Here is a 20456-nt window from a genome sequence, read left to right as displayed (position 1 = left end):
ATGAATGCGAATAGGATATACAAATGACTAACCCAAATAAGATTATCCATATTATCACTGGATTAGAGGTAGGAGGAGCCGAGCAGATGCTTAAGCGTCTTTTACTGTCAGATCCGCACTCTATAAACAATGTACTAGTTATTTCACTCAGTGGTTTGGGTACTATCGGCAAAACCTTGCAAGAACAAGGTTTCGTGGTTCATGCATTTAAATTTAATCGTTTATCGGCTATTCCCGCTAACTTTTGGGTTTTGGTTAAGTTATTAAAGGCACATAAATCCGCAATAATTCAAACCTGGATGTACCATGCTGATTTTTTTGGTGGTTTGGCTGCTCGTATGGCGGGTTGTCGCAACGTGATTTGGGGTATTCGCAATACTTATGTACCTCGGAATAACCGGATGACTTATGTGTTGATGCGTTTTTGCGCATTGCTTTCTTATCTGATACCTAAGAAAATTATTTGTGTCGCAGAAGCGGCCAAAAGCACTCATGTATCTTATGGCTACAATGAGAAAAAAATGTTGGTTATCCATAATGGCTTTGATTTTTCTCGTTTTGATGCGCGACAAATTGATGCAACCAAAGTACGGCATGAACTAGGACTCGGGGCTGATGATTTTATTGTCGGCTGTGTTGGCCGCTTACATTTGGATAAGGGACAAGATGTTTTTATTAATGCCGTCGCTCTTTTGGAGCGCGCGCATAATCAAACGGTCCGTTTTTTATTAGTTGGGCGTGGTTGTGATTACAATAATACTGAATTGTTAAAACAATTGGATTCTTTTGGTTTAACCCCATCATTTCTTTTGCTTGGCGAGCGCCATGATATTCCCGAGTGCTTGGCGGCAATGGATGTATTTTGCATGCCCTCACGTACCGAAGGTTTTCCTAATGGTTTAGGTGAGGCCATGTCTATGGGCTTGCCTTGTGTGGCCACTCATGTTGGCGATGCCAAGGCCTTAGCCGGCGATACTGCGGTAATTGTTGCCGCAGACGACCCGATGGCTTTAGCGGCCGGATTAACCAAAGTCATTTGTATGCCCGCGGAGCAGCGCCGATTTTTAGGTGAAAAGGCTGCCATTCGTGTACGCGATCAGTTTTCTATAGACAGAGCTCGAGAACGTTTTTATGCGTTGTATCGGGATATTGAGGAGTTATCTCATTAATGTGCGGATTTTCAGGAATTTTATCTCGTACGGATTGGGCATCTGGGGCAGAACAATTGTTGTCTGCTATGTGTCAGTCTATTGCACATCGAGGTCCTGATGATCAGGGTATCTGGTTTGATGTCCAGGCTGGCATTGGATTAGCCCATACACGCCTTGCTATAGTTGATTTATCTCCAGCGGGACATCAACCGATGGCTTCGGCTAATGGTCGTTACATGATTGTGTTTAACGGGGAAATTTATAACCATTTAAAACTCAGAGAGGAACTAGCGCTACCCACTTGGCGCGGCCATTCGGATACAGAAACCCTGCTGGCAGGTTTTGATGCCTGGGGTATTGAACAGACGATTGAACGCAGTATAGGCATGTTTGCGTTTGCCCTTTGGGACAAACAATCGCAGACATTAACCTTAGGACGGGATCGGGCTGGTGAAAAACCGCTTTACTATGGTTGGCAGAATGAGGCCTTTCTTTTTGGCTCGGAATTAAAAGCGCTTAAGGTCCATCCTGATTTTAAAAAGGAGCTTAATCCCGATGCTTTAGCTCTTTTTTTGCGTCATAACTATATTCCTGCGCCGCATTCAATTTATAAAAATATCTATAAATTAGCACCGGGGTCATTCTTACAGATCTCTTTAAGCAATCCACAGCCAGTCGTGAAAAATTATTGGTCTGCAACTCAGACGGCATTGGCCGGTTTTTCTGCCCCGTTTAAGGGCGATGCAAATGAAGCTATTGATGAACTAGAGCGTCAGGCAAAAGATGCGATTGCCCAACAAATGATTGCTGATGTACCGCTAGGTGCATTTCTTTCTGGAGGTATTGATTCCTCAACCGTGGTGGCATTAATGCAAGCGCAATCGTCACGGCCTGTTCGTACTTTTTCGATTGGCTTTCATGAAACGAATTATAATGAAGCCAGGTATGCTAGAGCGGTTGCCGATCATTTAGGAACCCAGCATACCGAGCTTTACGTGACCATTGAAGATGCCTTAGCAGTCATTCCCAAATTATCTACCTTATACGATGAACCTTTTTCGGACTCGTCACAGATACCTACTTTTTTAGTTTCGGAATTGGCGAAGCAACAAGTTACGGTGGCCTTAAGTGGTGATGCGGGTGATGAATTATTCTGCGGTTATAATCGTTATACGATGACCTCAAAACTGTGGAATAAAATTAATAAAGTGCCTCTGCCCATACGTAGGGGAGCAGCAACCGTAATGCGGCAGATTTCACCTCGAGCCTGGGATCGCGTTTCTTCGGTATTGCCCGTGTTGAAGCATTATTCACAAGTAGGCAGCAAAGTGCATAAAGGTGCCTATGTCTTAGCCAGTGCTTCGGTGAATGAAGCTTATCGCCGCTTGGTTTCCCATCATGATAAGCCTTACTCTTTACTCGTCTCCGAAGGGGTTGAGCCTAATGTGTTTATGGACCAACACCATGCTGATTTATCCCAGCTGGATGATGTGAATCGAATGATGGCAATGGATTTTGTTTCTTATTTACCGGACGATATTTTAGTTAAAGTAGACCGCGCGGCGATGGGAGTGTCTTTGGAGACACGCATACCATTTTTAGACCATCGTTTAATTGAGTTTGCCTGGACCTTACCCTTGTCGATGAAATTACGCGATGGACAAAGTAAATGGCCATTACGCCAATTATTAGATCGCTACGTCCCACGGGCCTTAATCGAACGCCCGAAAATGGGTTTTTCTATTCCTTTATCAGAATGGTTACGTGGCCCTTTACGTGATTGGGCAGAGACATTACTCAATGAGCAACGCCTGCAAAAAGAAGGTATTTTCAATTCCGCCGCAATACGCCTCATGTGGCAGCAACACCTACACGGAAAAGGGAACTTCTCTGCACTATTATGGAATATCCTAATGTTCCAAGCATGGTGGGAAGCGCAATAGCTCATCACTTTGCATCAAGCTTTCCTTAAACGGAAGCCAAATCAGAACCACTAGCAATGGTACTGAATTTCATTTCAAGACAGTTGCTACTATGAGGGTAGATGAACTCTCAAGACAAAGTTGACGAAGAATGCTTTTTAACCCGCACTCGTGCATCAAAAAACTTCCGCAATAGGGCCATCACAAAAGAAAACTTAACCAACAATAAATTTAACAACACCGAACTCAGCGAAATAAAACCAATCTTCAAAATCCAAGTGAGCTTATCCTCCGGTGTCCCAATCAAACCATTCAACGTGGCAACCGTCAGCAAAGAAAGTAACACTATAGGCAGTAAATCCACGCATAGCCAACGCAGATGGGTATTTTTAATAAAGCGACGATGCACAAAGGCCGTCCAAATGAGAAAGAAGCTAATGTTTGCTAAGAACCACACCTTCGCAGCACCAATCATCCCAAAATGCAGTGTCGCCCAGATGATGGATGGAATTAGCACCAGAGCAAAACAGGTATTACCAATCAAATGTAAACGCATGGTGCCATTCGCATATTGTAAATAATAGGGGAAGGTCGTAAATGCCAGGGCCGCATTGCCAAGGGCATACAAACGCAAGACCGGTGCTGTTGCTGTGGCGACACTAAGGTTATTTGTCCACAACCAGAGCACTTGCTCTGGAAAAAAAGCTAAAACAATACTAGCGGGAACGGTAATTGATGCAACAAATTGAGTTGCCTGCCGATATAAAGTAAGCAGCTCCTTATCTTTGCCCTCGGCTTTCAATTTAGCCAAACGTGGCTGCAGCACCATGCTAAATGGGGCACTAAACAGCATAACCCCACTGGCAGCCAGCACCCCTAAGGTAAAATAACCATACTCGGTAAGAGATAATAATTTGGAAAGAATCAATTTATCCGTTTGGGTGATGACTATCCAAATAGAAGAGGTGACCGCAATGCTTAATGCAAAGGGAATAATTGGTTTGATGCTCGCCATTAGATCCGCAAGTTTCCAGGAGAGTTTTTGCCCCTGAGGTAGGCTTGGAAATTCGCGAATGGCTTTGCTGGCAAGAAAAGCTAACTCAAAAAGCGAGATGACGATTTGATAGAAAAAGAATAAAAAGGGTGTGGTGCCTATATAGATTAAAACCAATAAGACGCCCAAGTACCGTAATGTAGTAAAGACCCAAGTATAATAACTTAACCATACAAAACGTTCAGCACCGATTACGGTATAGCGGTATAAACCACACATCCAGCGCAGTCCGATACTGGCGGCCATTAATTGTAAGGCAACTTGGATTTCTTGGGCCGGAATGGTTTGAGCCTGCAACCAGGAATGGGACATGTAGGGAGCTAGTAAAAACAGGACTCCCGTACCCATCAGCATAATAACTAAAAACAGTAACTGCAGTACTCGCAATAATTCGCGGTAGTTTCGGGCGCTGATTGCGCCAGCACGCATGCGGGCAGTTTCACGGGAAATACTTGGGCTTAAACCTAAATCAAGAACATTAAACCAACTTTGTAAGGCGGTAAAAAAACCAACGAGTCCATAAGCCTCTGCCCCCATGTATTTGAGGTATAAAGGTAAGATAAGTATGCCTGCCAACGTCATATAAATCTGACTGGCATAATTAGCAATAAGGTTTTTTTTAAAACTCACTTCAATCCTGGCTTGCGAAAAGTCGATTACATACTGCCGATACTAAAGGATGATAATACGTAATTTTTCCTTTCTGTCAACAGCCACTAAAGCCTATTCTTTGACAAAGAAGCCATTACTATTTAGTATCCTGGGCCAGGTGTGTAATCCGCTCCTTTATCCGATTTGGTACGTCAGCATTTGCTTGCAAAGGAGCGTGTTTCTCAGGGCATTGCCGTAGTCAGGCTACATCATTTAAAGTTAATCCACGACTGGAGTAGTTAACGATGCAAACAGAAGGTATTGGTGATAAGCGTGATCTCAGTATGGTGGACATGTTACGCCTTTTTTATCAGAACAAAGTATTGATTAGTTTATGTATGGTACTCGGTTTCGTCTTAGGTTGTGTCGCTATTTATTTTAGCAAGCCAGTCTATGAGGCTAAAATTAAACTTTTTTCGGCTAGTGAAGGGGAGATTGCCGAGCTTAATCAAGGACGCTCCTGGGAGAATTCACCATTGCAACCGATCACAGTTAAAGACGTTAATAATGTATTTAATGATGTCTTACAGTCGGAAGAGGCGAAACATTATTTCTTTGAACATTATTATCTTCCAGCATTACCTGCAAGCTCAAAAGAAGGACGTACTACAACACAACTGTATACGGCTTTTTCACACATTTTTGCCGTTGTTCCCAATCCGAGACAAACGAATGACCGTTTCTTAAAATATACTGTGGCAATTCGGGGTTTCGATGCCAAGCAAGTAACAACGTGGTTAATGCAATTTATTAGTGTAGTAAAATCACAATCATTAAACGCTTTACTAAAGGATATGCAGCAGCAGAATACTGTGCAGGCAAATAATTTACGTCATCAAATCGACATTGCGCGCAAAACAGAACGAGCCAAACGCCAAGACCGCATCATCCAGTTAAAAGAGAAAGTACGCACGTTGCAGTTAGCTAGTGCACGCACCTTTTGGGATGATGAGGCGATAATGAATGATGCTAATGAATCTCCGTTCACTATGGAAATGATGCAGGCTGAAATAAAAAATTTATCAAAGCGTACATCGGATGATGCCTTTATTCCTAACCTGCGTGACTTGCAAGCAAAACTCGCATATTACCAGTCATTTAAGATTGATGTAGATAAGGTTGCTGTATTTCATCAAGATGGCGTTCTGGCAATCCCGGTTGATCCCATTGCACCACGGAAAAGATTAATGCTAATGGTGTCTTTAGTTTCGGGGATGTTTGTAGGATTTCTCTTGGTCATGTTGCAAATCGCCTGGCGTAAAAATACAGGAAAATTTGCTCACGCGACAACAAATTAAAATGAGTGTAGCCAGGTTGTTTGTAACTAATGGCTCTTATTGAGGGTTTTTTATCTAATAATACTTCCGAATTACCGCGGTTTGGCTGCGGTAATTCGGTCCTTAAATAGAAAATAGGAACCTGAGGGGGAGGGCTATATTTTAATAATTTCCATACTATTAGTCCCTCCCGGGGTACCAATAGTTCGACCACGCGTTAACAAAATAAATCCATTTTTCTCAAGATGCTGAGTCGCAAGTAATTCATTAATAACTTGTTGGTTTAAATTTTCTGCCGTAAATCGATGATAGTCCATAAATACCGGTACAACATTCTGCACTAAACTAAGACGACCAATAGTGCGCTTATTTGCTGAAATCGCAATAATTGGCACGGTACTTTGCTGTCTGGAAATCCAGACAGCGGTGTCCCCAGATTCGGTAAGGGTCACAATCGCCTGAATCGGAAAATGATTCGCCGCATGCATAGTTGCCATCGCAATTGCTTGGTCAGCACGTTGATAATGACAGGTTTCAGAAGCACTATCATAATAAAAACGTGCATGCTTTTCCGCACTCAAGCAAATCTTATTAACCATGGTTAGTACTTTTACCGGAAACTGTCCACTAGCCGTTTCTGCCGAAAGCATTACTGCATCGGTTCCATCTAAGATAGCGTTGGCAACATCAGAAACTTCAGCACGAGTAGGTTGGGGATTGCTAATCATGGATTCCATCATTTGGGTTGCAGTAATCACTACTTTATCCAAACGACGAGCCTGCCCAATAATATGCTTTTGAATCGCAGGTACTTCTGCTGCGCCCACTTCAACCCCCAGGTCACCACGTGCAACCATGATGGCGTCGGATTCTTGAATTATTTCTGTTAAACGCGCTAAAGCCTCACTACGTTCAATTTTGGCAATAATGGGAGTGGGAAGCCCACCAAACTCTCGCATTAACGCACGGGCATTGCGAATGTCTTGGGCATCTTTTACAAAGGACAGACTGATGTAATCTACTTGAGCTGTGAGTGCCGTAAGTAGGTCTTTTTTATCTTTTTCAGTTAAGGTGCGGGCAGCTAATCCTCCCCCCTTTCTATTTAAGCCTTTCAGATTTGTTAAAACCCCACCTTCAATAACAGTGCAATGAATTTTTGAACCGTAAATTTTTTTTACTTGTAATTCAATTAAACCATCATTGATAAGTAAAAAATCACCCGGAGCCAGTTCCTTATCTAAATTAGGATATGCGACTGAAACCCAGCGTTCATCACCTAATTCATCGGTATCCTCACAGTCCAAAGTAAAATCTTGCCCCTCCTGAAGGGTAATGGATTTATCTTTAAAACGACCTATGCGGATTTTCGGACCTTGCAAATCGGCCATTACTGCTAGAGGCTGTTGTAATTCTTCAGCGATTTGACGCACTAAGGCAATTAATTCTATGGCAGAAGCATCCGCATGTGAGAAGTTGATACGCACCACGTCAACCCCAGCGGTTAACATGGCACGAAGAGTTACAGGGTCATTACTCGCTGGCCCTAATGTGGCAACGATTTTAGTCTGACGTAACATGCTGAGCTCGCTCCTGCAAAATAGCAACGGCTGGTAGTGTTTTGCCTTCCAAACACTCCAGGAATGCCCCACCCCCTGTGGAGATATAAGATATTTGCTGATTGAGATCGTACAAATCAATCGCAGCTAAAGTATCACCACCCCCAGCGATTGAAAATGCATCGCTTTCCGCAATGGCAATTGCTAAAGCACGTGTGCCGTAAGCAAATTGGGCAAACTCAAAAACACCAACGGGTCCATTCCAGATTATGGTTTTTGCTTCATTAATAATGTCTACATAGTCACTTACAGTCACGGGACCAATATCGAGAATCATATCGTCAGCAGCTACATTATGCAGGGACTTGTTATAGGCCGGACAAGTTTCACTGAAGGTTTTGCCAACCACAACATCGGTAGGTAATGGAATCCGACAGCCTTTTTCTTCGGCTAACTTAAGAATGGCGCGTGCTTCATCAAGTAAGTATTCTTCATAAAGCGATACCCCAATTTCAAAGCCTTGGGCTTTAAGGAAGGTATTAGCAATACCGCCTCCAGGAATCAGGTAATCAACCATGCCTACTAATTGACGTAACAAAGTCAATTTTGAAGACACTTTAGCACCACCAACTATGGCCACGATTGGCTTTTGTGGGGCTTCCAAAACTTTTTTCAGAGCATTGAGCTCTTTAACCAATAACGGTCCGGCTACGGCAATAGGAGCAAATTGAGCTACTCCATAGGTAGAGGCTTGGGCTCGATGTGCAGTACCAAAGGCATCCATGATGAACACGTCACAAAGGCTGGCTAGTTTTTTAGCCAGTTGCTCATCATTGCTTTTTTCGCCGGGATTAAAGCGGACATTTTCACAAATCACTAATTCACCAGGACGAGCGCCTACGCCATTGAGGTAATCAGTAACAAAATGGACTGGGTAATTTAAGTTTTGCTTTAAGTATTCAGCAACAGGGGCTAAAGAAAAGCGCTTTTCAAATTTGCCTTCTTCTGGTCGGCCAAGATGCGATAGGACCATCACTGCAGCCCCAGCCGCTAAAGCGGCCTCCAGGGTTGGTAGGGCTGCTTGCAAGCGTTGGTCGCTCGTAATTATCCCTTCTTTGATTGGCACGTTCAAATCTTCACGAATTAGTACTCTCTTACCAGAAAGATCTACATCGCTCATTTGGATCAGATTCATTATTATCTCCGCAAGGGGGTTAGCAGTTCATCATCTTATGCGCTGTATCTAACATACGATTGGAGAAACCCCACTCGTTATCATACCAAGCAACGATTTTTACCAACTTACCAAATACTTTCGTTTGCGTGGTATCAAAAATAGCTGAGGCAGGATTATGATTGAAATCAGAAGAAACTAAAGGTTCATCATTGATTTTCAATACATGGCTTTGTGCTTTGCTCACAATAGCATTTACTTCATCAACAGACGTTTCACGGTGGGCAGTGAATGTTAAGTCAATTACCGAAACGTTAATTACGGGTACACGCATTGCAAACCCATCTAGTTTTCCTGCTAATTCGGGTAAAACTAATCCTACAGCTGCCGCAGCACCTGTTTTTGTAGGAATGATATTATGCGCTGCAGCACGAGCACGGTGCAAGTCTTTATGACTGCCGTCTAAAAGCACTTGGTCATTGGTGTAGGCATGTACGGTGTTTAATAGACCATGCTCAATACCTAGAGCATCATTCAACGGTTTAACTACTGGAGCTAAGCAGTTTGTGGTACAGGAAGCATTAGAAACCACCAGGTCGCCTGCTTTCAATTGGTGGTCGTTAACGCCATAGACAATTGTGGCATCAACATTTTTACCTGGAGCAGAGATTAATACCTTTTTAGCCCCCGCAGTAATGTGTTTCATTGCTGATTCGCGATCAGTAAAATATCCAGTACATTCAAAAACCAAATCAATATTTAATTCTTTCCAAGGCAGCTCTGATGGGTTGCGTTCAGCAGTAATGTGAATTGCATGGCCATCAATAATCAGCATATTGCCTTCAGTAGTTACTTCGCAAGGAAAACGACCATGGGTTGTATCATGGCGGGTTAAATGAGAGGTTATTTCAATCCCTGATAAATCATTGATCGCAACGACCTCAAAGTCATTTTGTCGGTTGTATTCAAAAATAGATCTTAGAATACAACGACCAATGCGGCCATAGCCATTAATCGCGACACGTATAGTCATACTACTTCTCCTTTGCTGCCCTTTAAGCGCAGCGGTTTACATTATAATTAGTTTGCGTTTTCAGTTAACATTTCTAATGTTTTAACGATTCGCTCCACGGTAATTCCCAAGGAATGATACGCTTGTGTTGCGGGAGCAGAGACACCGAAACGATCGAGACCAATAACAGCACCATTTAACCCAACGAATTGATACCAATAAGCAGAACTTGCCGCCTCAATTGCAATGCGTGTTTCCACATCTTTAGGTAATACTTGGTTTCTGTAACCTACATCTTGTGCTAAGAAACGCTCAGCACAAGGCATGGAAACTACGCGTACTTTAAATCCCTGGGATTTGACCTGCTCGGCTGCAGCAAGGGCTAATTGCACTTCAGAACCGGTAGCGATCAAAAGTGCATCGGGACGTCCATCACAATCGACAAGGATGTAGCCGCCTTTTTTAATTAATTCGGCAGCATTTTCCTGATGAGGTAATGCGGGTAAATTTTGTCGGGAAAGCAGTAATGATGTTGGGCCATTATGATGCTCTAAGGCCGTTTGCCAGGCTACCGCGGTTTCCATTAAATCTGCTGGGCGCCAAACCGTCATATCTGGAGTCATGCGCAACATTGCCGCATGTTCAACTGGTTGATGGGTAGGGCCATCTTCGCCAAGGCCAATAGAATCGTGCGTAAATACATAAATAACACGCTGCTTCATTAAGGCACTTAAGCGTATGGCATTACGAGCATAATCAGCAAAAACCAGGAAGGTACCTGCATAAGGAATAAATCCGCCATGAACTGCTATCCCATTCATGATGGCGGCCATAGCAAATTCACGTACCCCATAAGATAAATAATTGCCGGTAAAATCTTCATGGCTGATGGCTTTGCTACCTGACCAATCAGTATTATTAGAACCAGTTAAATCCGCCGATCCGCCTAACATTTCCGGTAATAAGCTTGCAAAATGCTCAATGCATTGTTGTGATGATTTACGCGTGGCAATGGCTTTTTCATTTTGCAGGCATTTGGTTAAAAATGCTTGGCTATGACTTTGCCAATCATCAGGCAGATCGCCATTAATGCGACGTAAAAAGTCACGGTGTTCTAGTGGATGTTTTTGTTGGTAGTCATGTAACAGACTTAACCATTCTTGTTCATCACGTTCACCTTGTTCCACGTGGTTCCATTGTTGATAGATGTTTTCGGGAATTACGAAGGGGGTGTGATGCCAATGAAAGAATTCACGGGTTTTTTCAATGTCTTTAGCGCCTAAGGGGGCGCCGTGTGATTTTTCACTACCGGCAACCGAAGAACCAAGACCAATGATCGTGTTACAGATAATCAGCGTTGGTTGGCTGGTATTGGCTCGCGCTTGGATAATTGCCTGTTCAATTGCCGCCATATCATGGCCATCAATAGCGTCAATTACTTGCCAATTATAGGCTTTAAAGCGAGCAGCAGTGTCATCCGTAAACCAGGATTCAACCTTACCGTCGATGGAAATACCATTATGGTCATAAAAGGCAATAAGCTTCCCTAGTCCTAGAGTCCCAGCTAAAGAACAGGATTCATGAGAAATCCCTTCCATTAAGCAACCATCACCTAAGAACACATAGGTGTAATGGTCAACCAGGTCATATTCGTCTTGATTATAATGACTGGCTAACGCTTTTTCTGCTAGTGCCATACCTATTGCATTTGCTAAACCTTGCCCTAGCGGCCCGGTTGTGGTTTCTACTCCTGGCGTATGCCCCAATTCCGGGTGGCCTGGAGTTTTCGAGTCTAATTGACGAAAATTTTTAAGCTCATCAATAGATAGATTATAGCCTGTTAAATGCAACAATGAATAAAGCAACATCGAGCCATGACCATTAGACAAGACAAAACGGTCGCGGTTAAACCAATGGGGGTTTTTAGGGTTATATCTTAAAAACTTTTTCCACAATACCGTTGCAATATCCGCCATACCTAAAGGCATCCCAGGATGTCCTGATTGGGCTTGCTCCACTGCGTCTATACTTAAAATGCGGATGGCATTTGCTAATTCTTGTGACAAGTTCATGTGCTCTCTGTAATGCGCTGGGTTTGGTGCGCTATTGTCGCTCAGAAGACATGAATCAGCAAGAAAACACATTTATTTTTAATCATTCTTTTATGAGTGATTCCGAGATTTCTGGCGAATAATACTTTAAAAGAATAGTTGAAGTAGTACCGAGATCTAGGATATAAAGAGTTAAATGTAAGTACAAATGACGATTTCCGAGGCAGGAAAGAGCATTTATAAACATGTTAATTTTACTTATTGTGTAATTTTTGATACAATCAGGACGCATTTTTATTTTGCTAACTTGTTTTTATGCACCATAATTATGTAGTTATTTGATATCCATTAAGTTATTACGGACGTCATGAATCCAGTTATTAGACGATTACAAAAAACACTGTTTACCAATTACCCACTTGGGATTGACCATTCCAACCCTGAGAATTGGACCTTCTCTGAGTCGATTCAGGAGCTTGGAGTTGATTTTTATCGCGAAATTATTCCCTCTCATCTTATTTTAAATATGGAGTACAGTCTGCTTGGACAGCAGATTCGGATTAATTTATTAGGTGAGCGACTCGTTCCAAAACAACAATTGGTTGAGCAGTTGATTTCCGCTATTTTTTTAGCAGAATTGTTAGAAGAGGTTTACAAAAATTATCTAATAGTTCCGCGGGAAGTAGAGCGTTTGCGTACCCAGAAAAAGCTTTATCGTGAAATTTTAATCGAGCTTAAGCATCCTCCTCCGAAACCATGTGATAAAAATGAGCCAATCACCGTAGGATCATCCTTGTCTCAGCAAGTGCGCCAGCGAACCCTTGATGTTAACTTATATCGCTTATTGCTAGTGCGCTCTAAACGCGCTCTGGATTTAATCGCGGCATTAGATTGCAGTGCCGATTGGTATCGTCATATCATGCGCGATTTGGGGCGTTGTACAGACCCATTCTTACCTCATTTAGCCTTCCTTTTTTATGCACCACGTTTAGCGGTCAATCTAGGCTTACTGATGAAACACCTACTGCCTGGCTCTTGGATGGAGCAACCAGAAAAAGATTTAGGTTGGCAGGTACGTCTTCAAAGCCAATTATTACGGCGTTGGTTTGAGTTAGGTAACGACATTGCCTGGGTTGGGTTAGGCTATGTCAATGGCTATCTTTTAACAGGGGCTTATGCTCCCGTTGCTGCCTATTTGTCCATTGCCTTTTTTGGCTATGATGTGGCTTTAGCAGCGATACGTGCATATATTGAGCTTAATCGAGTGTATGAGATGCGCCGCCAATATCAACAAATGTTTGATTGTATTGAAAATGAAGCCGAACGAGAAGAAATAAGCCAACAGTTACGGGTTTTAAATCAACAAATAAATTTTGAATTATTGCGTTTTATCTCCCATGTCACAACGACTACCGGCATTTTCTTGGCCATGGGGTGTGGGGCTCCCTTCTTTGCAACAACTCCTGCCATTGCTTTAGCCGGAGCAATTTGTCTTGTGGTAATTTGTTTAATCAATTTTGCCTTAGTACCGGTTATTAACCAGCAAAGACCTAGAGACATCATTGAAATACCTGAGGGTGGCATAAAGAAACTTGGCTTTTTCGCCACGAAAGAGCAACCATCTGATTCGCTAGTGGATGATGAAGAGAACATTCTTGATTCCCGTTCTCAGCTCTAGAGCCTTTATCAATTGAATGCTATGCTTTTGTTACTTACATTAATTTTAAAGGTAAAGCATGTCCGCGCCAGTTGGATTACCACAATTTAGCCATATTGATACAGAGCGATTTAAGACTCATCTTGAAGGGATGTTAAAGAACCATTTAGAGCAAGTGGAGCTGCTCATCAAGAATAATCACTACTACACTTGGGATAACCTAATGTATCCCCTAGAGGATATGGATGATGAGTTGGCGTGTTTTTGGTCGCCATTCTCTCACCTGCATTCGGTGATGGACTCTCCAGTATTTCGTGATTGTTATGATGAATGCTTGCCTTTGCTTTCCGCATATGAGGCGGCGATGGGGCAGAATCATGATTTGTATATGGCAATTAAATCGATTGATACGCATGCTTTAAATGCCACCCAGAAAAAGTTAATCGCAGACAGCCTACTTGGTTTTGAGTTGTCAGGGGTAGCCCTCGAGTCACAAGATAAAAAGCGTTTTGAAGAAATTCAAACGCGTTTGGATGAGCTTTCTAATCAATTTGAACATAATATTTTGGATGCTTCTCAAGCCTTCACCATACATATTACCGATCCTCAACGTGTTGAGGGAATTCCTGAGCACGCATTAAATACCGCCAGAGAATTGGCTGCAGAAAAAGGCCTTGATGGCTATCTATTCACTTTAGAAGCTCCGAGCTATCAAGCCATAGTTACTCATGCTGAAGACCGCGCTTTACGTGAAGAAATATACCAAGCTTACGTAACCAGAGCTTCGGATCAAGGGCCTAATGCAGGTACTTTCGATAATACGGCTAACATGAATGAAATACTCGTGTTACGCCATGAGCAAGCGAAGCTGTTAGGATTTAATAACTATGCGGAATTATCCTTAGCCACCAAAATGGCTGATTCTACAGAGCAAGTCATGGGATTTATGAATGACTTGGTCAAACGTGCACATCATCAAGCAGAAGGTGAGTTTGCTGCCCTTAAAGACTTTGCCGCCAGCAAATGGGATTTTGCCCCCCTACAGCCTTGGGATGTAAGTTATTTATCTGAAAAAAGAAGACAAGATTTATTCACCTTATCGCAAGAAGATTTACGTCCTTATTTTCCACAACCCAAAGTGATGCAAGGCTTATTTGATTTACTGAAAATCCTTTATGGGATGACGGTTCAGGAAATTAAAGGAGTTGATGTATGGCATAAAGACGTACAATGTTATTGTGTGGTTGATGACCACGGACAAGTACGTGGCTATGTGTATACCGATCTGTTTGCAAGACCCAATAAGCATAGCGGTGCTTGGATGGATTCTTTACAAAGCCGAAGAAAATTAGAAGATGGCAGCGTCCAATTACCCATCGCTACCTTAACCTGCAATTTTGCAAAAGCATCAGCGAATAAACCAGCAATGCTATCCCATGATGAAGTAGAGACCTTATTCCATGAGTTTGGCCACTGCTTGCATCATATGTTAACGCAGGTGGACTATCTTGGTGCTTCGGGAATTAATGGCGTGGAATGGGATGCCGTGGAATTGCCCAGCCAATTCTTTGAAAACTGGTGCTGGGAAAAGAGTGCCTTGGATATACTCACCGCTCATGTAGATACTCAAGAACCTTTACCCGAAGTGCTTTATGAGCGTTTACTTGCCGCCAAGAACTTCCAATCAGCAATGGCGACGTTACGACAAATGGAATTTAGCCTATTTGATTTTCGTATCCACCAGGAATATCAGGCCAATAACGCGTCTTTCGTCAGTGATGTTTTAGCGGATGTACGCTCCAACGCTTGCATAGTCCCCGTAGTTCCCTACAGCCGCTTCCAGCATAGTTTCAGCCATATTTTTGGTGGAGGTTATGCGGCGGGTTATTACAGCTACATTTGGGCAGAAGTACTATCCAGTGACGCGTTCTCCCGTTTCGAAGAGGAGGGAGTACTCAACCCGAAAACAGGGCATGATTTCCTACATGCTGTTTTAGAAGTAGGAGGTTCCAAAAAAGCGGCAGAAGCCTTCCAAGATTTCCGCGGACGCCCGGCAACTGTAGATGCCTTACTGCGACATAGGGGCATTCAGGGATAAATTCGCAGACATCATTGCCAACGAAGTGAAGCAACCCAGGGTTTCGTGTTCCGAATCCTGGATTGCGCTTCGTCACTACCTTTCTGCCGTTGATGAATTCCAGCTCGATGATAAGGGCGCGATAATTTTTTATCACTATTTTAAAGATCATGCCCATCTTTTTATATTTTATGTTATACTTAAAGTGTACAAATTGGGGGCGACCTGGCTTCGACGTGGGTTGCAAAACCAGAGGTGCATGCCGAGAATGAGATCTCTCGTAAATCAGGCTCAAATAAACATAAATGCAAACGATGAAAACTTTGCTGGTGAAGCTATCGCTGCCTAATCCGTAGTTATAGTTAGCCACAGTGTACTGGCCTATAAACCCGGTATCCCGTTGACCGAGCTCGCTTATTGGTATCGAATCAACGGTCATAGAAGATAAGCTAGTGTCTTAGTCTCTCCCGGATTAAGATTACGAAACTCAGGGAATCGCTGTGTAGAATCCTGCCCGTCGGAGAATGCACAGTTAAATTAAAAGACAAGGCTACGCATGTAGAGCTGAAGGCAGAGGGCTTGCGGACGCGGGTTCGATTCCCGCCGCCTCCACCATAACTTAATCTTAGATGTTCCTGAAAAGTCCTTTTAACCCTTGTAAACACTAGGTTTTACGAGGTTAGGCTTCCTAGCTATTCCCAATAATTCCCTTGATGTCCTGCGCTATGTGTTGGTACTATTGCTGGTATTTCCGATACCAACACGATGTGATACCAACAAAATGAAATTAACACTTGCAGAAATTAAAAAAAAGCGTGAGCTGGATAAACCGTTAAAGCTTTCTGCTGGCCAAGGATTATTTTTACTGATTCAACCTAATGGTAAAAAATATTGGCGTTATTCCTATCGTTTTGAAGGAAAACAAAAAACACTCGCTTTGGGCGTTTTTCCTGAAGTAAGTATAGAGGAGGCACAGGATCTATTCATTGATGCCCGTGCATTGCTAAGAAAATCGAAGGTTGATCCTGGGGAACATCGTAAGGCTTTAAAACAGTCGCAGACAAGCCAGGAAATGGACAGCTTTGAAGTGGTGGCTCGTGAATGGTTTGCTAACCAATCCAGCATATGGGTTCCCTCTCATGCAGATAAAATCATCCGCCGTCTTGAACGAGATATTTTTCCATGGCTTGGTGCATCACCTGTTTCCACTATTACAGCACCACAATTATTAGCTGCTGCCAGACGGATTGAAGAACGGGGAGTAAAAGAGACTGCTCGCAGGGCTTTATTAAATTGCAGTCAGATATTTCGTTATGCGATTGCAACAGGCAGAGCAGAACATGATCCGGTGCCTAATTTAAAGGGGGCGTTGCAACCAGTTCAAACGAAACATTTTCCAACAATTACAGATCCTAAGGCTATTGGTGAGTTGTTAAGGGCTATTGATCAATATCATGGAAGTTTTGTTACAAAATGTGCTTTGCAACTTGCGCCATTAGTGTTTGTACGTCCAGGCGAATTAAGAGCGGCGGAATGGGATGAGATTAATCTTGATAACTCTGAATGGAATATTAGAGCAGAGCGCATGAAAATGCGTGTTGCTCATTTAGTCCCATTGTCCAAACAAGCTATAGCTATATTGCGAGAGCTTTATCCTCTAACAGGTCATGGAAAATATGTGTTTTCTAGCGAGCATACCAGTACCCGTCCTATGAGTGAAAACACACTTAATTTTGCTTTACGCCGTATGGGATTTGCCAAAAGTGAAATCAGCGTTCATGGATTTCGTGCGATGGCGAGAACATTGCTTGATGAGATTCTGCATATCAGACCAGATTATATTGAACACCAGCTAGCTCATGCGGTACGCGATCCTAATGGACGTGCATATAACCGAACATCACATCTGCCAGAACGCCGAGTTATGATGCAAGAATGGGCGGATTATCTGGATAACTTAAAGAGGAAAGAAACATGCGTAATTCTTTAGAAGAACTCGAGTTTTGTAAAAAAATGGAGTCTGATGAAGGAAGCCAAATTAAGGAGCAGCTCAAGGCAGAAAAATTTTCGAAAGATGCTCTTTTAAACCTTGCGGCAGAAGCGTTTGCTAAAACGAATATGCAGAATAAATATATTTTGTTTTTGGCAAAAGAAAATGCAAATCTTAAAATTGCTTTAGGTTCAAAAGACAATCCGGAAAAGGCAGCGGCACTTACATCTGAAGTATTAGCAATGTATCAAGAGTTAATGACTCAGCTAGCAATAGACATGGATACTTTAAGAGTAAAGCCACTTCGTGAAAACCAGAAAAAAGCCACTGATACAACAACCAAGTATACTCCAGAAGATCATATTCGATGGGATAAGATTGATAAGGAAATCGACCCAGAAAGAAAGCGCAAGAAAAAAGATGTTGCTGAATTAATAAGAAAACGCCTAAATCTACCTCCAGCAGCACAGCAATCTATCCGAAAAGCTATTAGAAAAAATTAAATAATCTTGGTAAGCCCTTTGGGTGTACCAAGACATCCGTTATTAAATACGTATTCCCTAAATATCTTAAGGAATACGTAAGATGAAAATTCGTCCTGAAGAACCAGAAAAACTAATACGTAGGAAAAAAGTCGAAGAAATTACGACATTATCACGTTCAAGAATTTACTACTTAATGCAAAAAGACCAATTTCCCAAGCCAATCTCATTGGGGAAAATGTCTGTAGCGTGGATAGAATCAGAAGTTCAAGAGTGGGTTAATGCTCGAATTACAGAGTTTCGTAAATCAACGGAGACTTTGTAATGAAAAATCAATATTTTCAATCGATAATTGTTAAGGGAGCAGCAAGACGCTATATTCTGGACAACATAGAGCGATTTGAATTACTTCCCTGTGTATCTTCAGATCCATATACTTTATTTTTTATCGGTGCAGGAGAGTATTTTTCTTCACTCATACAACCTGATGTCAAATGCGAGTGTAGTGAGAAATGTACTGATGTATTCAAAAAATTGAAACTTCGCCCCAAGGTAAATGAGCCCTTCCCTGAAGAATGTGACTTAACACCAATAGTTGAGTTTTTGAGATTGGGAGGTTTGTATGGATACAACACTCCTACTGTCTAATGATTCTACGTTATCCAACGCCCCCACTATCATCAAAAGCCGCGAGGAGCTTCTTAAGGCACTTCCTGGCTATATGACTCACCCAGATTGTCAAAGATGGTTGCTGCACCGTAATAAAGTTCCTTACTATTCTAACGGGAGTAAACGGAATGGCTCGCTTGATTCACCAAAAGATCAACGCCAATTGGTAAATTTTGATGTGGCGTATGGAGTTTTGGCAAAGGGTGATTTTTCAGGGTTGGGTTTTGCACTTGGATCAAACGGTAAAGGAGGTCATTGGCAAGGGATTGATTTAGATGATTTAGCTGCTCATCCCGAGTTTTATTCTCTCAAATTGCCTGGATATATAGAATTAAGCCCCAGTGGAAACGGCCTACATAGCATAGGCTATGGTCGTGATTTTGCTCCATTGGGGAGTAATACAACCGGTATTGAAGCCTGCAGTGGTGGCAGATATTTTACAGTTACAGGACACATATTCAACGAGTTTTTGGGATTGAATATACCAGAGCAAGCAGTATGTCTTGCTACCTGTGTAGAACAAGTATTGCGCCCCATGCATGGCGCTGCAAGAGTTCTGAGCAAGCAAGTAATGGTAAATAACCCTAAAAGAATGATTACACTATCTCCTGATCAAATGGAAGATCTTCGCTCAGCATTGTTTTCAATGCCCGCAGATGATCGAAGCCTTTGGATTGCAATGGGACAAGCATTACGCTGGGTAGAGGGGGGTAAAGAGTTGTGGGCTGAATGGAGTGAAACAAGCTCTAAATATCAGCGTGATAGTGACCTTGCTCGCTGGGATGGTTTTCCGGGGGATAATACAAATTATAAAGCCGTGTTTAAGCGTGCACAGGAAAATGGTTGGGTGAATCCTCGTAAACACCAATTGATGAATTCAGATAAGATATTTGGTAATCAGCCCCAATTTATATCACCATTGCCGCTTCCTCCACCCATATCCAGTTTTGGATGGCTAGAAATCAATGTTGCAGATGTATTAACTAATTCACCGAAACCACCACAATTTCTAATTGAAGAACTGTTACCTGCTGAGGAGGTAACCCTGCTTTCTGCTCATGGAGGTACTGGAAAATCCATGTTAGCTTTACAAGCTGCTGTTTGCTTGGCTACCAGCAATTTATTTATGAATAAAAAGGTGATGCATAGTCGTGTATTATTTTACTCTGCAGAGGATAAAACAGAAACTATAAGGCATAGATTCAAACAAGTTTGCCGACAAATGCAATTAGTCCCCAAAGAGGTTGCACCCCATATCCAATTTATTGATGCCACAGAAGATCCTTGCCTATATCAAGAAACTGGACCAACAGCTGCGTATTATGAATTGCAGGCACGTATTCAATCATTTGGTGCAAGTGTAGTTATCATTGATAATGCTAGTGATACCTTCGATGGTAATGAGAATAGCCGTCCTCAAGTAAGAGCTTTTCTACGTGCGCTTAAGAAATTAGGTACGGTGCTATTACTTACTCATATCGACAAGAACAAAGCTAAGGGGGAGAGCAATTCAGAAGGTTATAGTGGTTCTACCGCATGGCATAATAGTGCCAGATCACGCTTATTTTTAACAAGAAACAAGACTCTGGAATTAATCCATCAAAAATCAAATTATGGAAAGCTCTCAGAACCAATTCACATGACCTTTTCCACTGATTTTGTTTTGATTCCCTTGAATACCAATCCAGTTAATGAAGAGGCAACTCTTATTACAATATTGTTCTTGATTGATA

At 42.3% G+C, this 20456-nt stretch carries 15 protein-coding genes and 1 other RNA gene; 11 read left to right on the top strand and 5 right to left on the bottom strand.

The window, feature by feature from the left end; all coding sequences use genetic code 11:
* Positions 1–23: 23 nt before the first annotated feature.
* Both ACQY7T_RS00525 and asnB read left to right on the top strand, forming a co-directional pair.
* Positions 24–1169 (top strand): glycosyltransferase family 4 protein, encoded by a 1146-nt coding sequence (locus tag ACQY7T_RS00525; RefSeq protein WP_428410785.1) that lies wholly within the window; start codon positions 24–26, stop codon positions 1167–1169.
* Positions 1169–3094, top strand: a complete 1926-nt coding sequence (asnB, locus tag ACQY7T_RS00520; protein ID WP_428410784.1) for an asparagine synthase (glutamine-hydrolyzing) — start codon at positions 1169–1171, stop codon at positions 3092–3094. The genes ACQY7T_RS00525 and asnB overlap by 1 nt, the downstream gene beginning before the upstream one ends.
* A 109-nt stretch (positions 3095–3203) precedes the next feature.
* Here asnB and ACQY7T_RS00515 read toward each other — a convergent pair whose 3' ends face one another.
* Positions 3204–4757, bottom strand: a complete 1554-nt coding sequence (locus ACQY7T_RS00515; RefSeq protein ID WP_428410783.1) for an oligosaccharide flippase family protein — start codon at positions 4755–4757, stop codon at positions 3204–3206.
* A gap of 266 nt (positions 4758–5023) precedes the next feature.
* On the opposite strand from ACQY7T_RS00515, the gene ACQY7T_RS00510 reads away from it, so the two are divergent.
* Positions 5024–6076: a Wzz/FepE/Etk N-terminal domain-containing protein gene (locus ACQY7T_RS00510; RefSeq protein ID WP_428410782.1), complete on the top strand. Its 1053-nt coding sequence runs from the start codon at positions 5024–5026 to the stop codon at positions 6074–6076.
* A gap of 134 nt (positions 6077–6210) precedes the next feature.
* Here the strand turns inward: ACQY7T_RS00510 and pyk are convergent, their stop codons facing one another.
* The 4 genes from pyk to tkt are packed head-to-tail and all read right to left on the bottom strand — an operon-like array spanning position 6211 to position 11869.
* Positions 6211–7632, bottom strand: a complete 1422-nt coding sequence (gene pyk / locus ACQY7T_RS00505; RefSeq protein ID WP_428410781.1) for a pyruvate kinase — start codon at positions 7630–7632, stop codon at positions 6211–6213.
* A complete protein-coding gene (locus ACQY7T_RS00500) occupies positions 7616–8806 on the bottom strand; it encodes a phosphoglycerate kinase (RefSeq protein WP_428410780.1) in 1191 nt (396 codons plus the stop codon). The genes pyk and ACQY7T_RS00500 overlap by 17 nt, the downstream gene beginning before the upstream one ends.
* 19 nt (positions 8807–8825) lie before the next feature.
* Positions 8826–9818, bottom strand: coding sequence for a type I glyceraldehyde-3-phosphate dehydrogenase (gene gap, locus ACQY7T_RS00495; protein WP_428410779.1), 993 nt, complete (start codon positions 9816–9818; stop codon positions 8826–8828).
* 47 nt (positions 9819–9865) lie between these two features.
* A complete protein-coding gene (tkt, locus tag ACQY7T_RS00490) occupies positions 9866–11869 on the bottom strand; it encodes a transketolase (protein ID WP_428410778.1) in 2004 nt (667 codons plus the stop codon).
* A gap of 346 nt (positions 11870–12215) precedes the next feature.
* On the opposite strand from tkt, the gene ACQY7T_RS00485 reads away from it, so the two are divergent.
* The 8 genes from ACQY7T_RS00485 to ACQY7T_RS00450 form a co-directional block, all read left to right on the top strand.
* Positions 12216–13526, top strand: a complete 1311-nt coding sequence (locus tag ACQY7T_RS00485; protein ID WP_428410777.1) for a hypothetical protein — start codon at positions 12216–12218, stop codon at positions 13524–13526.
* Between the two features lie 58 nt (positions 13527–13584).
* Complete coding sequence (locus ACQY7T_RS00480) at positions 13585–15603, top strand: M3 family metallopeptidase (RefSeq protein WP_428410776.1); 2019 nt, start codon at positions 13585–13587, stop codon at positions 15601–15603.
* Between the two features lie 195 nt (positions 15604–15798).
* Positions 15799–16197, top strand: a transfer-messenger RNA (tmRNA) gene (gene ssrA / locus ACQY7T_RS00475).
* Between the two features lie 166 nt (positions 16198–16363).
* Positions 16364–17572 (top strand): tyrosine-type recombinase/integrase, encoded by a 1209-nt coding sequence (locus ACQY7T_RS00470; RefSeq protein WP_428410775.1) that lies wholly within the window; start codon positions 16364–16366, stop codon positions 17570–17572.
* Positions 17557–18075, top strand: coding sequence for a hypothetical protein (locus ACQY7T_RS00465; RefSeq protein WP_428410774.1), 519 nt, complete (start codon positions 17557–17559; stop codon positions 18073–18075). The genes ACQY7T_RS00470 and ACQY7T_RS00465 overlap by 16 nt, the downstream gene beginning before the upstream one ends.
* 82 nt (positions 18076–18157) lie before the next feature.
* The gene (locus tag ACQY7T_RS00460) at positions 18158–18379 is read left to right on the top strand and encodes a helix-turn-helix transcriptional regulator (RefSeq protein WP_428410773.1); all 222 of its coding nucleotides are present in this window, start codon (positions 18158–18160) and stop codon (positions 18377–18379) included.
* Positions 18379–18702, top strand: a complete 324-nt coding sequence (locus ACQY7T_RS00455) for a hypothetical protein (RefSeq protein ID WP_428410772.1) — start codon at positions 18379–18381, stop codon at positions 18700–18702. Before ACQY7T_RS00460 ends, ACQY7T_RS00455 begins: the two co-directional genes overlap by 1 nt.
* On the top strand, positions 18677–20456 hold a 1780-nt coding region (locus ACQY7T_RS00450; RefSeq protein ID WP_428410771.1), incomplete at its 3' end, for an AAA family ATPase. The genes ACQY7T_RS00455 and ACQY7T_RS00450, both read left to right, overlap by 26 nt.

This window comes from Legionella sp. (genome assembly GCF_965140895.1).
In the GTDB taxonomy this organism is placed as follows: domain Bacteria; phylum Pseudomonadota; class Gammaproteobacteria; order Legionellales; family Legionellaceae; genus Legionella.
This window is presented reverse-complemented; position numbering and strand designations above follow the sequence as displayed.

Excerpts from the sequence above, each read along its gene's own strand:
- ACQY7T_RS00465 (WP_428410774.1), top strand. The coding sequence starts at position 17,557 with ATGCGTAATTCTTTAGAAGAACTCGAGTTTTGTAAAAAAATGGAGTCT.
- tkt (WP_428410778.1), bottom strand. The coding sequence starts at position 11,869 with ATGAACTTGTCACAAGAATTAGCAAATGCCATCCGCATTTTAAGTATA.
- ACQY7T_RS00510 (WP_428410782.1), top strand. The coding sequence starts at position 5,024 with ATGCAAACAGAAGGTATTGGTGATAAGCGTGATCTCAGTATGGTGGAC.
- ACQY7T_RS00485 (WP_428410777.1), top strand. The coding sequence starts at position 12,216 with ATGAATCCAGTTATTAGACGATTACAAAAAACACTGTTTACCAATTAC.
- ACQY7T_RS00470 (WP_428410775.1), top strand. The coding sequence starts at position 16,364 with ATGAAATTAACACTTGCAGAAATTAAAAAAAAGCGTGAGCTGGATAAA.
- gap (WP_428410779.1), bottom strand. The coding sequence starts at position 9,818 with ATGACTATACGTGTCGCGATTAATGGCTATGGCCGCATTGGTCGTTGT.
- ACQY7T_RS00455 (WP_428410772.1), top strand. The coding sequence starts at position 18,379 with ATGAAAAATCAATATTTTCAATCGATAATTGTTAAGGGAGCAGCAAGA.
- ACQY7T_RS00525 (WP_428410785.1), top strand. The coding sequence starts at position 24 with ATGACTAACCCAAATAAGATTATCCATATTATCACTGGATTAGAGGTA.
- pyk (WP_428410781.1), bottom strand. The coding sequence starts at position 7,632 with ATGTTACGTCAGACTAAAATCGTTGCCACATTAGGGCCAGCGAGTAAT.
- asnB (WP_428410784.1), top strand. The coding sequence starts at position 1,169 with ATGTGCGGATTTTCAGGAATTTTATCTCGTACGGATTGGGCATCTGGG.
- ACQY7T_RS00460 (WP_428410773.1), top strand. The coding sequence starts at position 18,158 with ATGAAAATTCGTCCTGAAGAACCAGAAAAACTAATACGTAGGAAAAAA.
- ACQY7T_RS00480 (WP_428410776.1), top strand. The coding sequence starts at position 13,585 with ATGTCCGCGCCAGTTGGATTACCACAATTTAGCCATATTGATACAGAG.
- ACQY7T_RS00500 (WP_428410780.1), bottom strand. The coding sequence starts at position 8,806 with ATGAATCTGATCCAAATGAGCGATGTAGATCTTTCTGGTAAGAGAGTA.